The sequence below is a fragment of the Variovorax sp. Soil_C_39 genome (assembly GCF_057656815.1).
On record NZ_JBDGJQ010000002.1, the window covers coordinates 682,751 to 702,827 of the forward strand.

The 20,077-nt window shown below is 69.8% G+C and carries 22 protein-coding genes; 5 read left to right on the forward strand and 17 right to left on the reverse strand.

Annotation, left to right across the window (positions count from 1 at the left end):
• Nucleotides 1-7: 7 nt before the first annotated feature.
• The 7 genes from AC3A6J_RS07275 to AC3A6J_RS07305 are packed head-to-tail and all read right to left on the reverse strand — an operon-like array spanning nt 8 to nt 5,371.
• Complete coding sequence (locus AC3A6J_RS07275; RefSeq protein ID WP_487859235.1) at nt 8-613, reverse strand: Maf family protein; 606 nt, start codon at nt 611-613, stop codon at nt 8-10.
• Between the two features lie 6 nt (nt 614-619).
• Nucleotides 620-1,087, reverse strand: coding sequence for a 23S rRNA (pseudouridine(1915)-N(3))-methyltransferase RlmH (rlmH, locus tag AC3A6J_RS07280; RefSeq protein ID WP_487859236.1), 468 nt, complete (start codon nt 1,085-1,087; stop codon nt 620-622).
• Nucleotides 1,084-1,758 (reverse strand): ribosome silencing factor, encoded by a 675-nt coding sequence (gene rsfS, locus AC3A6J_RS07285; protein WP_487859237.1) that lies wholly within the window; start codon nt 1,756-1,758, stop codon nt 1,084-1,086. The genes rlmH and rsfS overlap by 4 nt, the downstream gene beginning before the upstream one ends.
• Complete coding sequence (gene nadD / locus AC3A6J_RS07290) at nt 1,758-2,399, reverse strand: nicotinate (nicotinamide) nucleotide adenylyltransferase (RefSeq protein WP_487859238.1); 642 nt, start codon at nt 2,397-2,399, stop codon at nt 1,758-1,760. Before nadD ends, rsfS begins: the two co-directional genes overlap by 1 nt.
• Nucleotides 2,396-3,313, reverse strand: a complete 918-nt coding sequence (gene hemF / locus AC3A6J_RS07295) for an oxygen-dependent coproporphyrinogen oxidase (protein ID WP_487859239.1) — start codon at nt 3,311-3,313, stop codon at nt 2,396-2,398. The genes nadD and hemF overlap by 4 nt, the downstream gene beginning before the upstream one ends.
• Nucleotides 3,313-4,611: a phosphoribosylamine--glycine ligase gene (gene purD, locus AC3A6J_RS07300; RefSeq protein WP_487859240.1), complete on the reverse strand. Its 1,299-nt coding sequence runs from the start codon at nt 4,609-4,611 to the stop codon at nt 3,313-3,315. The genes hemF and purD overlap by 1 nt, the downstream gene beginning before the upstream one ends.
• Nucleotides 4,612-4,645: 34 nt before the next feature.
• Entirely contained in the window at nt 4,646-5,371 is a 726-nt protein-coding gene (locus AC3A6J_RS07305; protein WP_487859241.1) for a YebC/PmpR family DNA-binding transcriptional regulator, read from the reverse strand.
• A 119-nt stretch (nt 5,372-5,490) separates the two neighbouring features.
• On the opposite strand from AC3A6J_RS07305, the gene AC3A6J_RS07310 reads away from it, so the two are divergent.
• The 4 genes from AC3A6J_RS07310 to AC3A6J_RS07325 are packed head-to-tail and all read left to right on the forward strand — an operon-like array spanning nt 5,491 to nt 8,900.
• Nucleotides 5,491-6,285, forward strand: coding sequence for a class I SAM-dependent methyltransferase (locus tag AC3A6J_RS07310; RefSeq protein WP_487859242.1), 795 nt, complete (start codon nt 5,491-5,493; stop codon nt 6,283-6,285).
• Nucleotides 6,286-6,287: 2 nt separating this feature from the next.
• Entirely contained in the window at nt 6,288-7,319 is a 1,032-nt protein-coding gene (locus AC3A6J_RS07315; protein WP_487859243.1) for a chorismate transformation FkbO/Hyg5 family protein, read from the forward strand.
• A 34-nt stretch (nt 7,320-7,353) separates the two neighbouring features.
• Nucleotides 7,354-8,157: a lysophospholipid acyltransferase family protein gene (locus AC3A6J_RS07320; RefSeq protein WP_487859244.1), complete on the forward strand. Its 804-nt coding sequence runs from the start codon at nt 7,354-7,356 to the stop codon at nt 8,155-8,157.
• Entirely contained in the window at nt 8,124-8,900 is a 777-nt protein-coding gene (locus AC3A6J_RS07325; protein ID WP_487859245.1) for a glycosyltransferase family 2 protein, read from the forward strand. The genes AC3A6J_RS07320 and AC3A6J_RS07325 overlap by 34 nt, the downstream gene beginning before the upstream one ends.
• Nucleotides 8,901-8,925: 25 nt before the next feature.
• Here the strand turns inward: AC3A6J_RS07325 and fabG are convergent, their stop codons facing one another.
• The 10 genes from fabG to AC3A6J_RS07375 are packed head-to-tail and all read right to left on the reverse strand — an operon-like array spanning nt 8,926 to nt 18,424.
• Nucleotides 8,926-9,657, reverse strand: coding sequence for a 3-oxoacyl-ACP reductase FabG (gene fabG / locus AC3A6J_RS07330; RefSeq protein ID WP_487859246.1), 732 nt, complete (start codon nt 9,655-9,657; stop codon nt 8,926-8,928).
• The gene (locus AC3A6J_RS07335) at nt 9,654-10,127 is read right to left on the reverse strand and encodes a hotdog family protein (RefSeq protein ID WP_487859247.1); all 474 of its coding nucleotides are present in this window, start codon (nt 10,125-10,127) and stop codon (nt 9,654-9,656) included. Before AC3A6J_RS07335 ends, fabG begins: the two co-directional genes overlap by 4 nt.
• Nucleotides 10,124-10,900 carry a class I SAM-dependent methyltransferase gene (locus tag AC3A6J_RS07340; protein ID WP_487859248.1) on the reverse strand — a complete coding sequence of 259 codons (777 nt, stop codon included), beginning with the start codon at nt 10,898-10,900 and terminating at the stop codon, nt 10,124-10,126. Before AC3A6J_RS07340 ends, AC3A6J_RS07335 begins: the two co-directional genes overlap by 4 nt.
• Nucleotides 10,897-11,736 carry a polysaccharide deacetylase family protein gene (locus AC3A6J_RS07345; protein ID WP_487859249.1) on the reverse strand — a complete coding sequence of 280 codons (840 nt, stop codon included), beginning with the start codon at nt 11,734-11,736 and terminating at the stop codon, nt 10,897-10,899. The genes AC3A6J_RS07340 and AC3A6J_RS07345 overlap by 4 nt, the downstream gene beginning before the upstream one ends.
• The gene (locus tag AC3A6J_RS07350) at nt 11,736-14,138 is read right to left on the reverse strand and encodes an MMPL family transporter (RefSeq protein ID WP_487859250.1); all 2,403 of its coding nucleotides are present in this window, start codon (nt 14,136-14,138) and stop codon (nt 11,736-11,738) included. Before AC3A6J_RS07350 ends, AC3A6J_RS07345 begins: the two co-directional genes overlap by 1 nt.
• Nucleotides 14,135-14,773 (reverse strand): LolA-related protein, encoded by a 639-nt coding sequence (locus AC3A6J_RS07355; protein WP_487859251.1) that lies wholly within the window; start codon nt 14,771-14,773, stop codon nt 14,135-14,137. The genes AC3A6J_RS07350 and AC3A6J_RS07355 overlap by 4 nt, the downstream gene beginning before the upstream one ends.
• The gene (locus AC3A6J_RS07360) at nt 14,745-15,743 is read right to left on the reverse strand and encodes a lysophospholipid acyltransferase family protein (RefSeq protein ID WP_487859252.1); all 999 of its coding nucleotides are present in this window, start codon (nt 15,741-15,743) and stop codon (nt 14,745-14,747) included. Before AC3A6J_RS07360 ends, AC3A6J_RS07355 begins: the two co-directional genes overlap by 29 nt.
• On the reverse strand, nt 15,743-17,452 hold the full coding sequence (locus AC3A6J_RS07365) for an ApeI family dehydratase (RefSeq protein ID WP_487859253.1): 1,710 nt from the start codon (nt 17,450-17,452) through the stop codon (nt 15,743-15,745). Before AC3A6J_RS07365 ends, AC3A6J_RS07360 begins: the two co-directional genes overlap by 1 nt.
• A 15-nt stretch (nt 17,453-17,467) precedes the next feature.
• Nucleotides 17,468-18,109 (reverse strand): COG4648 family protein, encoded by a 642-nt coding sequence (locus AC3A6J_RS07370; protein ID WP_487859254.1) that lies wholly within the window; start codon nt 18,107-18,109, stop codon nt 17,468-17,470.
• A 3-nt stretch (nt 18,110-18,112) separates the two neighbouring features.
• Nucleotides 18,113-18,424: a phosphopantetheine-binding protein gene (locus tag AC3A6J_RS07375; RefSeq protein WP_012747776.1), complete on the reverse strand. Its 312-nt coding sequence runs from the start codon at nt 18,422-18,424 to the stop codon at nt 18,113-18,115.
• Nucleotides 18,425-18,541: 117 nt separating this feature from the next.
• Between AC3A6J_RS07375 and AC3A6J_RS07380 the strand changes: the two genes are divergently transcribed.
• Nucleotides 18,542-20,047, forward strand: a complete 1,506-nt coding sequence (locus AC3A6J_RS07380; protein ID WP_487859255.1) for a helicase HerA-like domain-containing protein — start codon at nt 18,542-18,544, stop codon at nt 20,045-20,047.
• Nucleotides 20,048-20,077: the final 30 nt, after the last annotated feature.

The window sequence follows — 20,077 nt, forward strand, 5'->3', positions numbered from 1 at the left end:
GAGACCTTTAAACGATGAAGCCGGCGCGCCGCAACAGCTGCGCCGTCTCGAACATGGGGAGTCCCATGATGCCCGAATAGGACCCGCTGATGTGCTCGACGAAGGCGGTCGCCGCCCCCTGGATCGCATACGCACCGGCCTTGCCGAGCGGCTCGCCGCTCGCGGCATAGCGTGCGATCTGCGCCTTCGTCATGGGAGCGAAGCGCACGCGCGACACGCTGAGCGCCGCATGGCGCCGGCGGCCTTGCTGCAGCGCCACCGCGGTGAGCACGCGGTGGGTGGTGCCGGACAGCAGCGCGAGCATGCGCTCGGCATCGCGCACGCCCTCGGGCTTGCCGAGGATGCGGCGCCCGAGTGCCACCGTGGTGTCGGCGCAGAGCACGGGCGCGTCGGCGAGTGCAAGTCGCTTCTGTCGCGCGACGGCGGCATCGAGCTTCAACGCGGTCACGCGCTGCACATAGGCCGTCGGCGATTCGCCGGGCAGCACCGCCTCGAGCGATTCCGCGTCTTCGTCGGGTCCGGGCAACAGCAGTTCGTGGCGCACGCCGAACTGTCCGAGCAGCTGCGCCCGGCGCGGGCTTTGCGATGCGAGATAGATGAATTCAGCAGACAACGTCGGTCATTCCCGGTGGTAGGGGTGCCCCGCGTTGACCGACCAGGCGCGGTAGAGCTGCTCGACGAGCAGCACGCGCGCCATCGCGTGCGGCAGCGTCAGGTCGGACAGGCGGATGCGTTCGTGCGCCGCAGCCTTGAAAGCCGGATCGAGCCCGTCGGGGCCGCCGATGACGAGCGCCACGTCGTCGCCCTCGCCCTGCCAGGCCGAGAGCCGCGCGGCCATCGCCTTGGTGGTGAGTGCGGTGCCGCGCTCATCGAGGACGACGATGCGCATGCCGCGGGCGATCGCCCCCTCGATGCGCTCGCGCTCGGCCGCATACAGCGTCTCGAGCGACTTGGAGCCACGAGGTTCGGTCTTGACAGCCCGCAGTTCGAGCTTGAGTTCTGGTGGGAAGCGCTTCGCGTAGTCGTCCCAGGCAGTCTGCGCCCAGTCGGGCATGCGCTGCCCGACGGCGACCACCAGCAGCTTCATGCGCGGCGGGCTGGCGCCTTCTTGGCAGGCGCCTTCTTGGCCGCGGTCTTCTTGGCGGCCGGCTTGCCGACCACCTTGACCGGCACGCGCGCGCTGGCGGTGCCAGTCTTCCTCGCGGGCGACTTCCTTGCGGCCATCTTCTTCGCGGGGGCGCGGGCGGCCTTCTCGGCCTTGGCTTCCTGCTCGGCGGCGCGGACCGCGGTCTTGGCCGCGCTCGCGCGGCGCAGGCTCGGCTGCTTGGCGGCGGGCTTCTTCGTCTCGTCTTCGCTCGGTGCCGAAGCCTTCGCGACCACGGGCTTGCTGCCGCCCAGCTTGGCGCGCACCGGCTTGTCGCCCCAGATCTCTTCCAGGTGGTAGTACTGGCGGATGGCGGGCTGCATGATGTGCGCGACCGCGGCGCCGCAGTCCACGATGATCCACTCGCCGTTGTCCTCGCCCTCGATGCGCGGCTTGGGGAAGCCGGCCTCGCGCACCGCATCGCGAACGCTCGAGGCGAGCGCCTTGGTCTGGCGGTTCGAGGAACCCGACGCCACGATCACGCGCTCGAACAGCGGCGAGAGATGCTCGGTGTCGAAAACCTGGATGTCCTGCGCCTTGACGTCTTCGAGCCCATCGATGATGGCCCGTTGGAGTTTCTGGGTGTCTTTCTTGGCGGCGGCTTCAGTGGTCATCAGGCAGAGCGGTAGAGGTGGTGTTGGTCAATATAGCGTGCAACGGCGGGCGGAACCAGCGAGGAAATGTCCTCGCCGAGCGCGGCTCGCCGCCGGATGTCGGTGGCGCTGGTGTCCATGGCGGGCAATTCGAGCGCCTCGAAACGCGCGCCGGCCGGCAGGCCTGGCAGCATCTTCGGGTCGAAACGGGCGGTGCTGCCCGTCGACAATGCGCGATACGCTACAGAAACAATAGCAATGCCGAGTATAGCCTGCCAGCCATGCCAGGTCGGCAGCGCATGCGCCTGGTCGGCGCCCATGATCAGCACCAGCTGGGCGCCGGGCTGCTCCTGCTGCAGCTCATGCAAGGTGTCGAGCGTGTAGGTGGGGCCGTCGCGCAACACTTCACGGCTGTCGACCACCACGGTGCCCTCCAATCCCGAGAACGCCAGTTGCGCCATCGCAAGGCGGTCTTGGGCCGGCGTCAACGCGCGCGTCTTGTGCCAGGCCTGCCCCGTCGGGACGACGTGCAGTTCGGCCAGGCCGAGCTGCGACAGCGCGGCCCCGGCCAGCGCCACGTGGGCGTTGTGCGGCGGATCGAAGGCGCCGCCGAAGACGCCGATGCGCGGCGCCCTGCCTTCGGCCGGTGCGCTCGTGCTCACAGCCAGTCGCGCCGCACGATGAAGTCGCTGTACAGCGCCGCTTCGGGGCTGCCGGGCTCGGGCTCTTGGCGATAGGCCCAGCTCGCCAGCGGCGGCATCGACAGCAGGATCGACTCGGTGCGCCCGCCCGACTGCAGGCCGAAGTGCGTGCCGCGGTCCCACACGAGGTTGAATTCGACATAGCGGCCACGCCGGTACAGCTGGAACGCGCGCTCGCGCTCGCCCCAGGGCATTGCGCGGCGGCGCTCGACGATCGGCAGGTAGGCCGGCACAAAGGCGTTGCCAACGGCGCGCAGCAGCGCGAAGCCGTTCTCGAATCCGCCTTCGGCGAAATCGTCGAAGAAGATGCCGCCCACGCCGCGCTGCTCGTTGCGGTGCTTGAGAAAGAAATACTCGTCGCACCAGGTCTTGAAGCGCGGGTACTTGTCGTCGCCGAAGGCCGCAAGCGCATCGCGGCAGGCGGTGTGGAAATGCACCGCATCGTCCTCGAAGCCGTAGCAGGGCGTCAGGTCCATGCCGCCGCCGAACCAGCACACGGGGTCGTTGCCTTCGGGCAGCGCGGCCAGCATGCGCACGTTCATGTGCACGATCGGCACGTACGGATTGCGCGGATGGAACACCAGCGAGACCCCCATGGCCTCGAAGGGCGCGCCCGCGAGTTCGGGCCGGTTCTGCGTGGCCGATGGCGGCAGCTTCGGCCCGCGCACCTGCGAGAAGCCACAGCCGGCGCGCTCGAACAGATCGCCGCCTTCGAGGATGCAGGTCAGGCCGCTGCCCTGCAGCGCTTCGCCGGGCGCCTTCTGCCAGGCGTCACGCGTGCAGGTGCCGCCATCGGCGGCCTCGACCGCCGCGACGATCTCCTGCTGGAGCTTGCGCAGGTAGTCGCCGACTGCTGCCGGGTCTGTCTGCTGCATCAGGCCTGCGGCGGGTTGCGCGGCTGCACCGCGCGGTGGCCGATGTCTCTGCGGTATTGCGCACCGTCGAAGTTGATGCGCGCAGCGACCTCGTAGACCCGCTGCTGCGCCTGCTTGACGCTGTCGGCCAGCACGGTCACGCAGAGCACGCGGCCGCCGCTGGTCTTGAGCTCGCCGTCGTTCAGCGCCGTGCCGGCGTGGAACACCACGGCATCGGGCGCCTCGGCCGGGATGCCGGTGATGCGGTCGCCCTTGCGCGGCGAGAGCGGGTAGCCGTGCGCGGCCATCACCACGCCGAGCGCCACGCGCCGGTCCCACTGCAGCTCGACCTGGTCGAGCGTGCCGTCGGTGGCATGCCAGAACACCTCGAACAGGTCGGACTTGAGCCGCATCATGATCGGCTGCGTCTCGGGGTCGCCCATGCGGCAGTTGAATTCGAGCGTCTTGGGCTGGCCATTGGCGTCGATCATCAGGCCGGCGTACAGGAACCCCGTGTACGGAATGCCGTCTTTTTCCATGCCGCGGATGGTCGGCAGGATGATCTCGCGCATGGCGCGCGCATGGATTTCGGCGGTGACCACCGGCGCGGGCGAGTACGCGCCCATTCCGCCCGTGTTCGGGCCTTCGTCGCCGTCGAGCAGGCGCTTGTGGTCCTGGCTGGTGGCCAGCGCAGTGACGTTCTTGCCGTCGCACAGGACGATGAAGCTGGCTTCTTCGCCCTGCAGGAATTCTTCGATGACGACGCGCGCGCCGCCTTCGTTGTGCGACACGCCGAACTTGTTGTCGACCAGCATGAAGTCGACCGCCTCGTGCGCTTCCTCGGCGGTCATGGCCACGACCACGCCCTTGCCGGCCGCGAGTCCGTCGGCCTTGACGACGATCGGCGCGCCCTTGGCGTCGATGTAGGCATGCGCCGCGGCGGCATCGGTGAAGGCTTCGTACTCGGCCGTGGGGATCTTGTGGCGCTTCATGAAGGCCTTGGAAAAGGCCTTCGAGCTCTCGAGCTGCGCGGCCGCCTGCGTGGGGCCGAAGATCCGCAAGCCGTGCGCGCGGAATTCATCGACCACGCCAGCCGCGAGCGGCGCCTCGGGGCCGACCACGGTGAGTGCGATCTTTTCCTTGATGGCCCACTCGCGCAGCGCGGCAGGCTCGATGATGTCGATGCAGTCGTAGCGCGTGTCGCTCGCGGTGCCGCCGTTGCCGGGCGCCACGTAGATGCGGCTCACGCGGGTGGACTGCGCGAGCCGCCATGCGAGCGCGTGCTCGCGGCCCCCTCCCCCGATGACCAGTACCTTCATGCGCGCGCCTTCGTTCGTTGCTGTTGCCTGTCTGTCATTCGGAAAGCGCCGCGTTGTGATAGACCTCCTGGACGTCGTCCAGGTCCTCGAGCACGTCGAGCAGCTTCTGCATGCGGGCGGCGTCCTCGCCGGCGACTTCGACGGTGTTCTCGGCGCGCATGGTGACCTCGGCCACCCCGGGCGCCAGGCCCGCGGCCTCGAGCGCCGCCTTGACGGCCTCGAAGTCGCCCACTGCGGTGAGCACCTCGATGGCGCCGTCGTCGTCGGTGACGACGTCTTCCGCGCCGGCCTCGAGCGCCACTTCCATGACCTTGTCCTCGTCGGTGCCCGGCGCGAAGATGATCTGGCCGCAGTGCTTGAACTGGAAGGCCACAGAGCCTTCGGTGCCCATGTTGCCGCCGTGCTTGGCGAACGCGTGGCGCACCTCGGCCACGGTGCGCACGCGGTTGTCGGTCATGGTGTCGACGATGATCGCGGCGCCGCCGATGCCGTAGCCCTCGTAACGGATTTCCTCGTAGTTCACGCCTTCGAGGTTGCCGGTGGCCTTGTCGATGTTGCGCTTGACGGTGTCGGCGGGCAGGTTGACGGCCTTGGCCTTCTCGACCGCGAGCCGCAGCCGCGGGTTGGCGCTGAGGTCACCGCCACCAGCGCGCGCGGCGACCATGATCTCGCGAATGGCGCGGGTCCAGAGCTTGCCGCGCTTCTCGTCCTGGCGGCCCTTGCGGTGCTGAATGTTCGCCCATTTGCTGTGTCCGGCCATGACTTCCTATCTCGCAATCTTGTGTTTTCAAAGCAGGTTGCGAGTTTACTGTCCGCCGAACACAACGGCCCGCACGACCGTGCCAAAAAGCGGCCATGTCTTTTGGTGATAATCCCTCGATGACGCCATCGCCTTCTGTCGGGCCCGGGAATCCGACCATCCTGCCGCCGCACACCCCGTTGCCGCTTTACTACAAGAACGAGGCAGAGCATCAGGCGTTCCTGCGGCGCATCTTCGACAGCACCGCCGCCGACTACGACCGCATCGAAAGCGTGCTCGCCTTCGGCACCGGTCCGTCGTACCGGCGCGCCGCCCTGTCGCAGGCCGGCCTGGTGCCGGGCGCCGAGGTGCTCGACGTCGGCATCGGCACCGGACTGGTCGCCCGCGAGGCGCTGCGGATCATCGGCCCCACCGGGCGGCTGGTCGGCGTCGACCCGAGCGTGGGCATGATGGCGCAGATCGACCTGCCGGGCGTGGAACTGGTACCGGGCGTGGCGGAAGCCCTGCCCCGGCCCGATGCGAGTTGCGACTTCGTGAGCATGGGCTATGCCATGCGCCACATCAGCGACGTGGCAGCCGCGTTCGGCGAATTCCACCGCGTGCTGCGTCCCGGCGGCCGCGTCGTGGTGCTCGAGATCACGAAGCCGCGCGGCCGCATCGCGACCGCTCTGCTCAAGGGCTACATGCGTGCGGTGGTGCCGCTGATCGCGCGCGTGGTCGGCCGCCGCAGCAACACCTCGGAGTTGTGGCGCTACTACTGGGACACGATCGAGGCCTGCATTCCGCCGGAGCGCGTGCTCGAGGCTCTGTGCGCCGCCGGCTTCACCGACGTGCGCCGCCATGCGAGCCTGGGCGTCTTCTCCGAGTACATGGCACGCAAACCCGACGGCGACGCTGTCGAAAAGGCCGGTTGAGCATGCAGAAAGAAAGCCCTCTTTCCCCGCTGCGCGTCGAGCGCCTTTCGCTGCCCGACAGCCTCGCGCTGGCCGCCAGCGGCAGCGCCCCCTTCGCCGCGCTCGGCTACGGCACGCCGCACGGCGTCGCCTGGATGCCGACCGTGAACGCCCGCGTGCTCTCCGAGCGCGGCGCGATGGCCGACGTCTGGCATGTGGGCGGCGCGCGCCCGGTCGAATCGGGCACCACCGGCATTGCGCGCTGGCGCAGCGACGGCGAATGGCTGCTCGGCGCCATCGACCTCGACGAGGCGACCGAGAAACAAGGCCTGGCCGAGCTCGCGCACCGGGCCTACCGCGACCTGTTCAAGACCCTCGCGCAGGCCGGCGCGCCGCACCTGCTGCGCATCTGGAACTACCTGCCCCAGATCAACGCCGACGGCGGCGGGCTCGAGCGCTACCGGCAGTTCAACCTGGGGCGCCAGGAGGCTTTCCTCGAGGCCGGCCGCGCCGCCTTCGAGGGCGCCCCGGCGGCCTGCGCGCTCGGCATCCACCAGGGCGCGCTGTCGATCCGCTTCCTGGCCGGCCAGACCGCGCCGCTGCCGGTCGAGAACCCGCGCCAGGTCTCGGCCTACCGCTACCCCGACACCTACGGCCCGCGTTCGCCCACCTTCTCGCGGGCCGCACTGGCCGAGATCGGCAACGGCGACGTGGCCCTCTTCATTTCAGGCACCGCCAGCATCGTGGGCCACGAAACCGTGCACCCGGGCGACGTGTTCGAGCAGACGCGCGAGACGCTGCGCAACCTCGAGGCCGTGATCGCGGCCGCCAACGGGCAGGCGAACGCCGGGTTCTCGCTCGCGATGCTCGACTGCGTCGTCTACGTGCGCCATCCGGCTGATGCAGACAAGGTGCGCGGCGTGATCGAGCAGGCTCTCGGCCCTGACGCACCGATGGTTCGCCACGCGGTCTACCTGGAGGCGGACATCTGCCGCAGCGACCTGCTGGTCGAGATCGAGGCGCATGCGGTGGCCCCAGGTCGGCTGCGGGCCTGAGTCCGCGCGACCGACGGGACCAGCGACCTCCACCATGTCGATGAACCGCGTGCTGCGCATTCTCACGGCCATTCCGCTCGCGTTGATGCTGTATGTGCAGCTGTTCTTCCTGGGGCTGGTCTCGCTGACCTGGAACGTGATCGCGATGCTGCTCTATCCGGTGCTGCCGGAGGCGCCGGCGCGCACGCTGGGCCGCGCGACCATCGCCCGGGCCTACCGCATGTTCTGGGGCGTGGCCTCGGCGACCGGCATGATGCGCATCGACGCAAGCTGCCTCGATTCGATGCGCGACGAGCCCGGCGTGATCTTCGTGGCCAATCACCCGACCATGCTCGACGCCCTGCTGCTAGTGGCGCGGCTGCCGCGCAGCGCCTGCATCATGAAAGCCGATTTACTGCGCAACATCTTCCTCGGGGCGGGCGCACGGCTCGCGCGCTACATCAGCAACGAGTCGGCGCGCACGATGGTGCGGCTCGCGGTGGCCGACCTGCGCAACGGTGGCCAGCTGGTGATCTTTCCCGAGGGCACGCGCACGGTCACGCCGCCGCTCAATCCGTTCCGCTCCGGCGTGACGCTGATCGCCAAGCTCGCGCAGGCGCCGATCCAGACCGTGTTCATCGACACCGATTCGCCGTACCTGAGCAAGGGCTGGCCCCTCTGGCGGCTGCCGCCTTTCCCGATCGTCTTCACGCTGCGCCTCGGGCAGCGCTTTGCACCCACGCAGAACAGCGACGCGCTGCAAGCGGAACTCGAGCAGTACTTTCGCCAACATATGGAACAGCGCGCCTCCGACGCGTCCCCCGCATGCCAGACGCCTCGCGCACACACCTTGTCCTGATTCCCAGCTACAACACGGGCGAACGCCTTTTCTCGACCGTTGAAGCGGCCCGCGCGCAGTGGAATCCGGTCTGGGTGGTGGTCGACGGCAGCACCGACGGCACCGGCGAGCGCCTGCAGCAGATGGCCGCGCACGATCCGGGCCTGCGCGTGTCGCTGCTGCCCGAGAACCAGGGCAAGGGCGCGGCTGTGCTGCACGGGCTGCAGGCCGCGCGCGAGGCCGGCTTCACGCATGCCCTCACCATGGATTCCGACGGCCAGCACCCGGCCGACCTGATTCCAGCCTTCATGACCGCCTCTCAGGCCCGGCCTGAGACCATGGTGCTCGGGCGGCCGGTGTTCGACGCTTCTGCACCGCTCTTGCGCGTGCGCGGGCGGCGTGTGTCCAATGGCTGGACGCAGCTCGAGACGCTGTTCGCGGGCGTCGGCGATTCGCTCTACGGCTTTCGCGTGTATCCGGTGGCCGACCTGATCGCCGTGATGGTGCGCCAGCCATGGATGCGGCGCTTCGACTTCGATACCGAGGCCGTGGTGCGCCTGGCCTGGCGCGGCGTCAAGCCGGTGAACATCGACGCCCCGGTCAAGTACCTGACCGCCGAGGAAGGCGGGGTTTCGCACTTCCGCTACGGGCGCGACAACCTGTTGCTGACGTGGATGCACACGCGGCTGATGGTCGAGTTCGTGCTGCGGCTGCCGGCGCTGCTGCTTCGCAAGATGCGGGGCAAGGCGCCCTTTCAGCCCTAGTTTTTCCAGGACGGCCCGGCGGTGCTCAGATCATCCCGCCGTTAATCGAGATCACCTGCCCCGTGATGTAGGCCGCCTCGTCGCTCGCGAGGAAGGCCGCGAGTGCCGCCACCTCCTGCGGCGTGCCGGCGCGCTTCATCGGCACCATCTGTTTCACCATCTCGGGATCGAACACCGAATCGGCCATCGGCGAGGCGATGATGCCCGGCGCGATGGCGTTGACCGTCACGCCGCGCGACGCCACTTCGAGCGACAGCGCCTTGGTCGCGCTGTTGAGCGCCCCCTTGGCGGCCGCGTAGTTGACCTGGCCGCGGTTGCCCGTGAGCGCGGCCACCGAAGAGATGTTCAGGATGCGGCCCCAGCGCGTGCGCATCATAGGCAGCAGCAAGGGTTGCGTCACCCGGAAGAAGCCGTTGAGCGAGACATCGATGACCTTGTGCCACTGTTCGGCGCGCATGCCGGGCAGCACCGCGTCGTCATGGACGCCCGCGTTGTTGACCAGCACCTGGACCGGGCCGGCCTCGAGGATGCGCGCGCACGCGGCCGCTGACGCCTCGTCGCTGCGCAGGTCGAACACATGGCACTCGGCCTTGCCGCCAGCCGCCGTGATCGATGCGGCTAGCTGCTCGACCGCTTCGGGGCGCGAGTTCGCGTGCAGCAGCACCGTGGCGCCGTCGCGCGCCAAGCGCTCGGCCATCGCAGCGCCCAGCGCGCCGCTGGCGCCGGTGATCAGTGCGCGTTTTCCTTCGAGGCTCATGAGGCATTGGCTCCGGTTGCGAGCGGCGTGTTCAGCACCACCACTGCGCGGCCTTCGGCGAGCACGTGGTCGTCGCTGTTCGTGACCGCGAATTCGTAAAGCACCTGGTTCGCATCGCCCGACAGCCGCCGCGCCCGTACCTGCAGCGCCCCGGCCACGTCGTCGAGCCGCGCCACTGCGAGGCGCACCTGGCGCGCGCTCGCGAGAAAGCCGGCCGATGGCGTGCTGCCCTCGGCCGCAAGCAGCCCGCCGTGCAGCGCCATGGCCTGCGCCGCATATTCGATCGCATTGGGCGAAAGCAGTCCACCCGCGGTGCGCAGCGGGTTGTCGGCCAGCGTGTGCGAACGGGTGCTGCAGTGGATCGACTCGGCGTCCCAGCGCTCGAGCCGGTCGAGCAGGCACATGCTGCCGCTGTGCGGAATGCGCGCCGCGACGCCGGCGCGGTCGAGCGTCGCCGGTGCCTGCGTCATGCCGCGGGCTCCAGGTCGGCCACCAGCAGCACGTTGGCAAAGGGCGTGCCTTCGCTCATCGGAATGCTCTGCACGCGGAAGCCGAGCCGCTGCAGCACCGCCACCCAGTCGGCCAGCGGCCGGCCCCAGGTGGGCGAGACCTTGTGGCCGCGGATGCGCGTGACGGTGCGATCGACCCACTGGCTGATCGCGAAGCCGCGCTTGCTCGATGCATCGCCCACGCGCAGCAGCAGCCGGGCTTCGGGGCTGCCGCCGTGGCGCAGCGCATCGCGCACGCGCTGCAGCACGTCGTTCTGTGCTTCGATGTTCACGTAGTGCAGCACGTCGAGGATCACCACCAGGTCGCAGGCCGGCAGCGCTGCCGAGCACATGTCGACGCACACCAGCCGGGGTGCAGGCTGCAGGTGGCCTATCGATGCTTCGGCGCGCGCCACGTCCTTGGGCATGAGTTCGATGCCGGTGTACTCGGCCGCCGCCGGGGTGGGCTTCCACGCCGCAGGCCAGCGCCCAGCCGCCTGCATGCGGCTCATCGACGACAGCAGGCTCGCGAACAGGCCCTGGCCGCAGCCGATGTCGACCACGCGGCGGTGCGCCTCGCCGATGAGACCGCGCTCGAGCAGGCCGCGGAACACCGGGTCGCGCCCGAGCTTGCCGCGTGCGAAGTGCCAGGCGAAGCTGCCGCCCTTCTTGTAGGGAACGGTGGCGGCCTCGTGCAATTCGCGCCAGGCGGCGTCGGTCGTCGTCGAGGGCGACGAAGGCAGCACTGCGCTCATGACTGAAGCCCTTCCGGCAGGGTCACGGCGCGCAGTCCATCGGCGCGCAGGCGTTCGAACAACAAGGGCAGTACCTCCAACAACACAGGATTTCCCGAAGCGGTGCGCGCGGCGTTGCCGTCGTGCAGAAGCAGGATGTCGCGCGCTTGCAGGTTGCGGGCCAGGCGCGCCGTCACCTTGACCGGATCACCCTCGCGCGTGTCGAAGCCGCGCCGCGTCCAGCTCACGAGCGACAGGCCGAGGCGGTGCAGCACGGGCGCGAGAAACGGATTGCGCAAGCCAGCCGGCGCGCGAAAGCAGGTCGGGCGCTCGCCGGTGGTCTCGAAAAGAATGTCTTGCGCCCGCGCGATCTCGCTCGCGAAGCCGCGCGGACCGAGGAACGAAAAATTGTGACGGTGCCGCGCGGTGTGGTTCTGCATGCTGTGGCCGCGGGCCACGATCTCGCGCGCGAGCGCCGGATGCGCGCGCACGCGCTCGGCGATGCAGAAGAACGTGGCGCGTTGCCCGTGCGCGTCGAGCAGGTCGAGCACCTTCGGCGTGACCTCGGGGTCGGGCCCGTCGTCGATCGTGATCGCCATTTCGCGCCGGACGCCGGCAGCTTCGGGCAGGCGCGTCACGTTCGGGCCGAGCAGGCTGCTGCGCGGTGTGAGCCCGGCGCCGGTGATCAGCGCATGGTTCAACACAACGGCGCCGACGGCCCAGGGCATGGCGCCGGGCACCAGCGCGCCCGCGCCGAAGGCTGCCACGTGCAGCGCGACGCTGGCACGAATGGACAGCGGCAGGGGCCAGGATTCGCGAGCGACGGCGGCGGCGGGCATGGGACGCGATTCTCCCATCAGACTTGCACGGATGACGGCGACGGCGCGAGCCGACGCGCGAACGCGGCCGACAGCAGCAGCGCGAGCAAGGCGCCCGGCGCCACCACGCGGCCGATCGACGACAGTGCCGGGATGTCCGAGATCGCGATCAACCCAAACGACACCACGGTTGTCAGGTTGGCGAGCATCAGTGAGGCCAGCGTGTCCTCGTCGGCGCGTCCGGCCACGCGCAGCTGGTCGAAGAACAGCGCGTAGTTCGAACCGACCGCCACGATCAGCAGCAGGCCGACCAGGTGCAGGATGCCGAGCGGCACCTGCAGCACGGCCATGCCGCCCAGCACGAGCACCACGGCGAACACCAGCGGCTGGCAGACGGCGATCAGGCGCGACGCCGAGCGCAGGTAGAGGCCGAGCAGCACCACCACCGCCAGCGCACCGAGCAGCACCTGCACGAAGGCTTCGTGCAGGTAGCGCTTGTAGAGCCCGGCCAGTTCGCGGCCGACGTCGACCACCTGCACCTGCGGCGCGTCGGCCAGGGCCTGCTCGAGCCTCGTGGCGTCGAAACGGGGGCCCGGGTGCAGCACCAACAACGTCGACCATCCGCCGCCGGGGCGTTCGTACATGAGCGTGTTGACGACCGAGCCCAGCGGACCACCGGCCAGGTCGGCGCGCCGTAGCGGCGCGAGCTGGCGCGCCGCCTCGGCCTCGGCCAGGAACGGCCCGAGGCGCGACGCCGGCAGCGGCGAACCCTCTGCGGCTTCGGCGAGCCGCGTGCGCAGGGTTTTGGCATCGGGAATGCTGGCCAGGCGTGCCGCCTGCGTCGCCACGCTCGGCAACACGCGCGTCACCGACTCGAAGCCGCCGAGCTCGCCCTTGTCGACCAGCGCCTCGAGCCGTAAGGCCGCGGCCTCGGTGTTGCGCAGCGCGGTTTCCTCGTCGGCGCCATGGACCACGACCAGCGTGCCGCCGTCGCCCGTGCCTATATCGGCACGCAGCATCTCGTCGAGCTGCTGGGCCGACTTGGGCACCGGGCTCATGGCGCCAAGATCGGCGCGCCAGAGATGGCCGCCCTGCCAGACGACGAGCGCGAACGCCGCCGCGCCGAGCCCGACCAGGGCCCAGCGCAGGCGCGGCAGGCCGCGAACGAGCTTGCCGGCGGCCAGCGCCATGTACTTGCGCATGCCCATGCCGCTCGCGCCGTCGGGCGCGAGCATCGGAAGCGCATAGCGGGTGGCGAGCGCCGCCGCCACGAGCCCTGCGATCGAGAACACGCCGAGCTGCGCGAGCCCCGGAAAGCCCGAGAACACCAGCGCGGCGAAGCCGCACACCGAGGTCAGCAGGCCGAGCCGAACGGTGGGCCAGTGCACTGCGCGCCAGCGCGTCCAGCCGGTGCCCGCGACGGCCGCGCCGCGCGCCTGGATCAGGTAGTAGATGGCGTAGTCGACCGTCTCCCCGATCAGCGTGCTGCCGAAGCCCAGCGTCATGCCGTGCACCGAGCCGAACACCAGGCTCACGGCGGCCGTGCCCACCACCACGCCCGTGGCCACGGGCAGGAAGGCGATGACCAGCGCGCGCGGCGATGCGAAAGCCAGCAGCAGCAGGATGCCCATGACGATGCCGCCGACGATCGCAAGGTTCACCGCCTCGGTCTTGATCTTGTCGCGGCTCAGCACCGAGAACACAGGCGGTCCGCTCAGGAGCAGCGTCGGCTTCGCTTCGCCCATGTCTCGCGTGGCCGCATCGAACGCTGTCTGCACCCGGCCGATGGCCACGGCCTGGGCGTCGAGGTCGCTGCCGGCGGCATGCGTGGTGGCGATCAGCAGCGCGCGCGGCGCGGTGCGCGACATCCAGACGCCGCCCTCGCTGCGCGGCGCGCTGGCCGGCACCAGTTCCATGGCGATGCGCTGTGTTTCGCCGGTCGGGTCGCGGTCGAGCAAGGGCTTGATCGCGTTGCCGGCCGGTGTGCCAAGCGCCGAAAGGGTTTCGTTGATCGCATCGCGCAAGCCCTCGACCGTGAAGTGCTGGGGGCGCACGGCCGGCGACAGCTGGTAGCGGTGCGTGAAGACCCAGGTGCCGGCTTCGCTCCAGTCGCCGGTGTCGCCGTTCTGCACCAGGTCGAAGAGCCGGCTCTCGCGCATGGTGCGGGCCACTGCGCGCGACACGTCGGCACGCTGCTCGGCACTGGCGCCGCCCTCGATGCCGAGCATCAGCGTGCGCGAGGCGACGCCACTCTGCAGCTGCTCGATGAGCACCTGCTGCCGCGCGTCGGGGCTTTGGGGCAGGAAGGCCGAGAGGTCGGCACTGAACGTGGTGCGGGCGATCTGCAGCGCGCCCGCAAGCACGACCAGCAGCCACACCAGCAGCACCAGCGCGCGGCGCTGGCGGCTGGGCGGCCCCGCAGGCGAGCCGCCCGCGATCACGGCGTGGTGCGCCCGGCAGCGCCGGCCGGCGCGGAGGGTGCGGCGCCCGCGCGCTCGGGCGAAATGTTCATCACCGAGCGATCGCCGCCGACGAACTCCATCTCGAGGCCGAGCACCTCGCTCGCGCGCCCAGTCATGCGGATGCTGCGCATCTGCGACGCGAGCCGGCTGTCGAGCGGCGTGAGGTCGAGCGTCCAGTTGGCGGCCGAACCGCCAACCGTGCTGCGGAAGTAGCGCTGCAGCGTGGCGCCGTCGCCCGTGAGCGTGCCGCGCATGGCCTCCACCAGGCCGAGCAGCTCGGGCATGCTGTCGAGCGTGAGCACGCGGTTGCGGCCGCCGCGCGAGAGCGTCAGCGTGTTGCCTTCGACCGCCATGGTCTCCACGCGCGGCGACAGCGTTCGGCGCACCAGCTTATCGGGCGCCTCGAAGCTCAGCGTGCCGCGCGCATCGAGCGGTCCTTCGAGGCCGTGTACGAAGCGCTGCTCGGTGAAGCGCGCCTCGCCGCTCTTCTGCTTCGACAGCAGCCCCATCAGTTCAGGCAGGTCGAAAGCCCACGCCGGCGCGGCGCAGCAGGCCAGTGCGAGCAGCAGGCTCCTGCCAAGCCGGTCAATGCGAGTCTTCGAGCCAGAAATCATGAAAGTTGAACCAGTTGTACGGATGGGCGCGGCACAGCGCCTCGAGGCGCGCCGCATAGGCTTCGACGGCCGCGTGGATGCGGCGTTCCCGCTCGGCGGGATCGGCGATCCGCTCGCTGAAGTCGGCCAGCGGATCGAAGCGGACATCGTAGCGCGCGCCGCCGCCGTAGATGCCGGCCATGAAGAACACCTTGCGCCGCAGCAGCGCCGCCAGGCGGAACGGTCCGTCGTCGAAGCGCGCGGGATGGCCGAGGAACGGCAGCACGATCTGCTTGCCGCGCTGCTGCGCGGGCTGTTCGTCGCTGCCCGGCAGCGTACGGTCGGCCAGCATGCCGCCCAGGCCGCCGCCGTCGAGCCAGTCGCGCAGCGCCAGCATCGAATGCGGCCGCCCGAGCGCGATCACGTGCGGCCGAAGCTCGGGCAGGCTGATGGCGTTGAGGATGGCCGTGATGCGCTGCGCGTTGTCGGGGTACATCAGCATCGCCAGCCCGAGCTTGTGCCGGTGCGCGCTGTGCTGCTTGCAGGCACCCATCGCCTCGAAGCTGCCGAAATGGGCCCCGAGCAGGAAGGCGCCGCGGCCCGAGAGCACCTCGGCCTCGAGCGGGACGCTGCCTTCGACCCGCACGTCGAACAGGTCCATGCGCCCGCGCAGGAAATACACGCGGTCGAGCACCGTGGACGCGAAAGCGTGCAGCAGTCGGTAGCCGTCGACCCATCCCGCACGCGGACCGATGGCCCTGAACAGGTAGCGCTTGATGTGCCGGCGCGGCGTCGGCGCGAACAGCAGGAAATAGAGGCTGATCGGCGCCAGCAGCAAGCGCGTGATGCGGCGCCCGAACACCACCGCCATGAAGCAGATGAAGCGCAGCGCCAGCATGTTGCTGCGCTCGGGCGCATGCGCCCAGTTGCCGCGCTGGCCGGCCTGCGCGGCCTCGTCCACGGCGCGCGTTTCTTCACCGGTGTGCTTCATCACACCGATCCTGGCGCGGCGGTCCAGCGGCCCGTGACGGCCACCACGCCGTTGCAGCGCACGTCGAAGCGCACACCGCGCGCGGCACCGGCTTCGGGTTGCAGGTCGATCGACAGCAGGCTGCCCGGGCGCACCGGCGCGAGAAACTTGGCGGCCGCCAGCATGGGATGGCTGCCGAGCCGCGCGGCCAGGGCCGGCACCCGCTGCACGGCCTCCATGACCTCGGCCAGGATCAGGGCACCCGGCAGCAGCGGCTGGCCGGGGAAATGGCCGGCAAAGGCGGGATGATCGGCCGGCACCTGATGCGCGAGCTGCACCGGCGTGTCGTCGCCGGCCACCTGTGCAAGGGCGAACTCGCGCAGCGCGCGTGCCGTGAGCTTGCCGGTGCCTTCGCGCGGGAAGGCCTTGACCTGCACCACCCGGCGCGGCACGAACACCGCCTCGAGCCGCTGCCGCAGCGCGGCAATGATCTCGCCGGCCGACAGCGTCGGCGCCACCACGAAGGCCACGGGGCGGACCACGCCGTCGGCCACCTCGTCGGGCAGCCAGAAGGCGCCGTCCTCGACGCCCGGGATGCTGTTGAGGTGGTAGTTGAGGTGGGCGAGCGAACTGCGCCGCCCTGCCACGTGGATCAGGTCGTTGGCACGGCCCAGCAGGCGGTAGCGGCGCGCGTCGAGCAGTTCGAGCACGTCGGCCATCGGCGTCGGCTCGGGCAGGAAGTCGCCGCTGAAGATGAAGCGCTCGGGACCGTCACCCTCCCCCGGCTCGGCATGCACGCGGATCTGGCCGAGGTTCTCCCAGACCTCGCTCTGCGTGGTGCGCCGCGTGGCGACTTGGCCCGACTCGGTGCTGCCGTAGATCTCGATCAGCACGCCGCCGAGCATCTGCTCGGCCTGGGCAGCGAGCTGCGGCGAGAGCGGCGCGGTGGCCGAGAGGATCAGGTCTACCGGCGGCAGTTCGATGCCCGAGAGTAGCAGCGTCTTCAGGTGGAACGGCGTGGTGACGAGTGCGCGCGGCCGCGGCACCGAGGCCAGCGTGCGCGCCACGTCGGCCGGGAAGAACGGCCGCCCACTGTCGAACGCGGCGCCGCCCAGCAACGCCAGCAGCACCGATGACTCGAGGCCGTAGCTGTGCTGCACCGGCACGGTCGCGACCAGCGTGAGACCAGCAAGCGACGGCCTGCCGAGCAGGCTCGCGAGCCGCTCGACCGCGACCGCCACATCGCCGACCAGGGTCTCCCAGCGCTTGGCATGCGGCTGCGGCGCACCGGTGGAGCCGGAGGTCAGCAGGCTCACCGCATGCAGCTTCGCGTCGATGGAGGGGATCGCCAGGCGCTCGCCGCCGTCGAGGCTGGAGCGGTCTTCGATCAGCACGCGCGGCATGCCGGGCGTGGCCTGGTCGGCATCGTCGGTCAGTGCAAACAGGCCGGGTGCGGCCGATCCGCGCAGGCGCTCGAGCGTGTCGGCCCGCGCATCGGGCGGCAGCAGGCTCGCATGGCCGCGCACGAGTGCGGCCGCGAGGCTGACGGCGAAGGCATAGCGGTCGACGCAGAGATTGACGGCGGGGCCCTGCGCCGGCAGCACCGGCGCAAAGCGCGCGACGTCGGCCAGGAACTGGCGCGTGCTCACGGGCACGCCCGCACGCCACGCCAGCGGGGCGTCGAGGTCGCGGTCGGCCACGAGGGGCAGCAATCGGTTGTCGGCAGTCAAGAAGCGCCTCCGCGTTCAGCGATGCCCGCTGCCCTCGCCGATCGAACTGCCCTGAAAGGCGCGCACCGCATCGATCAGCCGCGTGCGCTCGAATTCGGGGTGCAGCCGATAGCGCAACAGGTGTTCGCCGACGAAGAGCAGCGTCACCGACAGCGGCGTGAGCACGTTCGCGAGCAGCGACCAGGCCGAGAAAGGCAGCGTCAGGTAGACCACGACCGAGGAGGTGACCACCAGCGCGAAATACACCGTCCAGATGCGCGTGAGCTGCGTGGTGTAGGCCAGCATGTGGCCCTTGAGCGGATGCACGCGCTGCGCGAACTGCGAGATCAACGGCAGCCCGGGCCCGCGCAGCGAAGCGCCGAACCAGCCACCCAACAGGCCATTGATGGCGACATGCTGGAACACGTAGAGCCGATTGGGATCGCCCGCCTCACCCATGAACACCAGCGCGAAGCCCACCGCGCCGAGCAGCAGCGCGGCGGCAAAGCCCCAGCGGCCGAGCTTGCTGGCGGCGAAGCCCATGGCGGCGAGCCAGAGCGGGCCGAGCAGCACCAGCACGGCCCACGGCTCGGTGGCGTGGAACAGCATCATCCAGTGCGAGAGGCCGGCATACGCCACCCCCGCGAGCAACAGGAGCGCCAGTCGCCATCGAGACATGGATCAGGAAGCGCTGCGGTGCTGGGCGACGTGGGTCGCGAGCGTTCGCAGCGACTGGAAGATCTGCTGGTTGCGTTCGTCGTCCGAGCGCAACTGGAATCCGTAGCGGCGGGACACCTCGAGTGCGACCTCGAGGATGTCGATCGAGTCGAGGCCCAGGCCTTCGCCGTACAGCGGGTCGGTCGGCACGATGTCTTCGGGCGCGACCTCGAGGTTGAGCGCGTTCACGAGCAGGACGGCCAGCTCTTTCTCGATCGGCGACTGTTCAGGTGAATCGCCGGCGGCGGGGATGGGGGGCTGAGCAGTCGATGACAAAGAGAACCTCCTGAAACTTTTTGGGTTACTGCCTTGGGGGCCGTGGATTATAGGAGCGCGGCCCAAGGGCCCGCGGCCCTAAACTGCCCGCTTCCACAAGTTCCGGAGCCCCTTTTCATGGCCGACCCTCTCCTGATCGCACGCCACGACGCCATCGAGTGCGCCCTGCTGCCCAGCCTTGCCAACCGCCACGGACTGATCACCGGCGCCACCGGCACCGGCAAGACGGTTACGCTGCAGACCATCGCCGAGAAGCTGTCGGGCATCGGCGTGCCGGTGTTCATGGCCGACGTCAAGGGCGACCTGACCGGCATGAGCCAGAAGGGCAGCATCGGCGAGAAGATGGCGGCCACGCTGAAGGAGCGCGGCATCGAACTGCCCGCGCCCGGCGCCTGCCCCGTGGCGCTGTGGGACGTGTTCGGCGAACAGGGCCATCCGGTGCGCGCCACCGTCTCCGACATGGGCCCGCTGCTGCTCGGCCGCATGCTCGACCTGAACGAGACCCAGGCCGGCGTGCTGAATCTGGTCTTCAAGATCGCCGACGACAACGGCCTGCTGCTGCTCGACCTGAAGGATCTGCGCGCCATGCTGCAGCATGTGGGCGAGAACGCGAGCCAGTTCACCACCGAATACGGCAACATCAGCGCCGCGAGCGTGGGTGCGATCCAGCGCGGGCTGCTGCAGATCGAAACCCAGGGCGGCGACAAATTCTTCGGCGAACCGATGCTCAACATCGCCGACTTCATGCAGACGGTGGACGGCAAGGGGGTGGTCAACATCCTGGCGGCCGACAAGCTCATGAACTCGCCGCGGCTCTATGCGACCTTCCTGCTCTGGATGCTGTCGGAGCTGTTCGAGCAGTTGCCCGAGATCGGCGACCCCGAGAAGCCCAAGCTGGCTTTCTTCTTCGACGAGGCGCACCTGCTCTTCAACGAGGCGCCCAAGGCGCTGGTCGAGCGCATCGAGCTCGTGGTGCGGCTGGTGCGCTCGAAGGGCGTGGGCGTCTATTTCGTGACCCAGAACCCGCTCGACATTCCCGATTCGGTGCTGGCCCAGCTCGGCAACCGGGTGCAGCATGCGCTGCGCGCCTTCACCCCGCGCGACCAGAAGGCGGTGAAGGCGACCGCTTCCACCATGCGGCAGAAGCCGGGTCTCGACATCGAGACCGCCATCACCGAACTCGCCGTGGGCGAGGCGCTGGTGAGCTTTCTCGACGCCAAGGGGCGCCCGAGCGTGACGGAGCGCGTGTACGTGGTGCCGCCGGGCAGCCAGATCGGCCCGATCACGCCGGCCGAGCGCCAGGCGGTGATCGCCAATTCGCTCGTGGCCGGCACCTACGAGAAGACGGTGGACCGCGAGTCGGCTTATGAAAAGCTCAAGGGGCGCGCCGAAAGCGCACCGGATGCCGCCGCTGCCGGCAAGGCCGCGGAGGAATCGGCTTCGGGCTCGGGCGGCATGCTCAACGACCTGCTGTTCGGCAGCACCGGACCGCGCGGCGGCAAGCGCGACGGCCTGGTGCAGACGATGGCCAAGTCCGCAGTCCGGACCATGGGCACCACGGTCGGCAGGGAGATTCTGCGCGGCGTGCTGGGCGGGATTTTCGGCGCCAAGAAGCGACGGTAGCCAGGCGTTGCAGGGCCGGCGGCGCCGGCC

What these genes read in the sequence shown, in the direction of transcription:
- rlmH (WP_487859236.1), bottom strand. Translation starts at nt 1,087, where the DNA reads ATGAAGCTGCTGGTGGTCGCCGTCGGGCAGCGCATGCCCGACTGGGCG.
- rsfS (WP_487859237.1), bottom strand. Translation starts at nt 1,758, where the DNA reads ATGACCACTGAAGCCGCCGCCAAGAAAGACACCCAGAAACTCCAACGG.
- hemF (WP_487859239.1), bottom strand. Translation starts at nt 3,313, where the DNA reads ATGCAGCAGACAGACCCGGCAGCAGTCGGCGACTACCTGCGCAAGCTC.
- purD (WP_487859240.1), bottom strand. Translation starts at nt 4,611, where the DNA reads ATGAAGGTACTGGTCATCGGGGGAGGGGGCCGCGAGCACGCGCTCGCA.
- AC3A6J_RS07305 (WP_487859241.1), bottom strand. Translation starts at nt 5,371, where the DNA reads ATGGCCGGACACAGCAAATGGGCGAACATTCAGCACCGCAAGGGCCGC.
- AC3A6J_RS07310 (WP_487859242.1), top strand. Translation starts at nt 5,491, where the DNA reads ATGACGCCATCGCCTTCTGTCGGGCCCGGGAATCCGACCATCCTGCCG.
- AC3A6J_RS07315 (WP_487859243.1), top strand. Translation starts at nt 6,288, where the DNA reads ATGCAGAAAGAAAGCCCTCTTTCCCCGCTGCGCGTCGAGCGCCTTTCG.
- AC3A6J_RS07320 (WP_487859244.1), top strand. Translation starts at nt 7,354, where the DNA reads ATGTCGATGAACCGCGTGCTGCGCATTCTCACGGCCATTCCGCTCGCG.
- AC3A6J_RS07325 (WP_487859245.1), top strand. Translation starts at nt 8,124, where the DNA reads ATGCCAGACGCCTCGCGCACACACCTTGTCCTGATTCCCAGCTACAAC.
- fabG (WP_487859246.1), bottom strand. Translation starts at nt 9,657, where the DNA reads ATGAGCCTCGAAGGAAAACGCGCACTGATCACCGGCGCCAGCGGCGCG.
- AC3A6J_RS07335 (WP_487859247.1), bottom strand. Translation starts at nt 10,127, where the DNA reads ATGACGCAGGCACCGGCGACGCTCGACCGCGCCGGCGTCGCGGCGCGC.
- AC3A6J_RS07340 (WP_487859248.1), bottom strand. Translation starts at nt 10,900, where the DNA reads ATGAGCGCAGTGCTGCCTTCGTCGCCCTCGACGACGACCGACGCCGCC.
- AC3A6J_RS07345 (WP_487859249.1), bottom strand. Translation starts at nt 11,736, where the DNA reads ATGGGAGAATCGCGTCCCATGCCCGCCGCCGCCGTCGCTCGCGAATCC.
- AC3A6J_RS07355 (WP_487859251.1), bottom strand. Translation starts at nt 14,773, where the DNA reads ATGATTTCTGGCTCGAAGACTCGCATTGACCGGCTTGGCAGGAGCCTG.
- AC3A6J_RS07360 (WP_487859252.1), bottom strand. Translation starts at nt 15,743, where the DNA reads ATGAAGCACACCGGTGAAGAAACGCGCGCCGTGGACGAGGCCGCGCAG.
- AC3A6J_RS07370 (WP_487859254.1), bottom strand. Translation starts at nt 18,109, where the DNA reads ATGTCTCGATGGCGACTGGCGCTCCTGTTGCTCGCGGGGGTGGCGTAT.
- AC3A6J_RS07380 (WP_487859255.1), top strand. Translation starts at nt 18,542, where the DNA reads ATGGCCGACCCTCTCCTGATCGCACGCCACGACGCCATCGAGTGCGCC.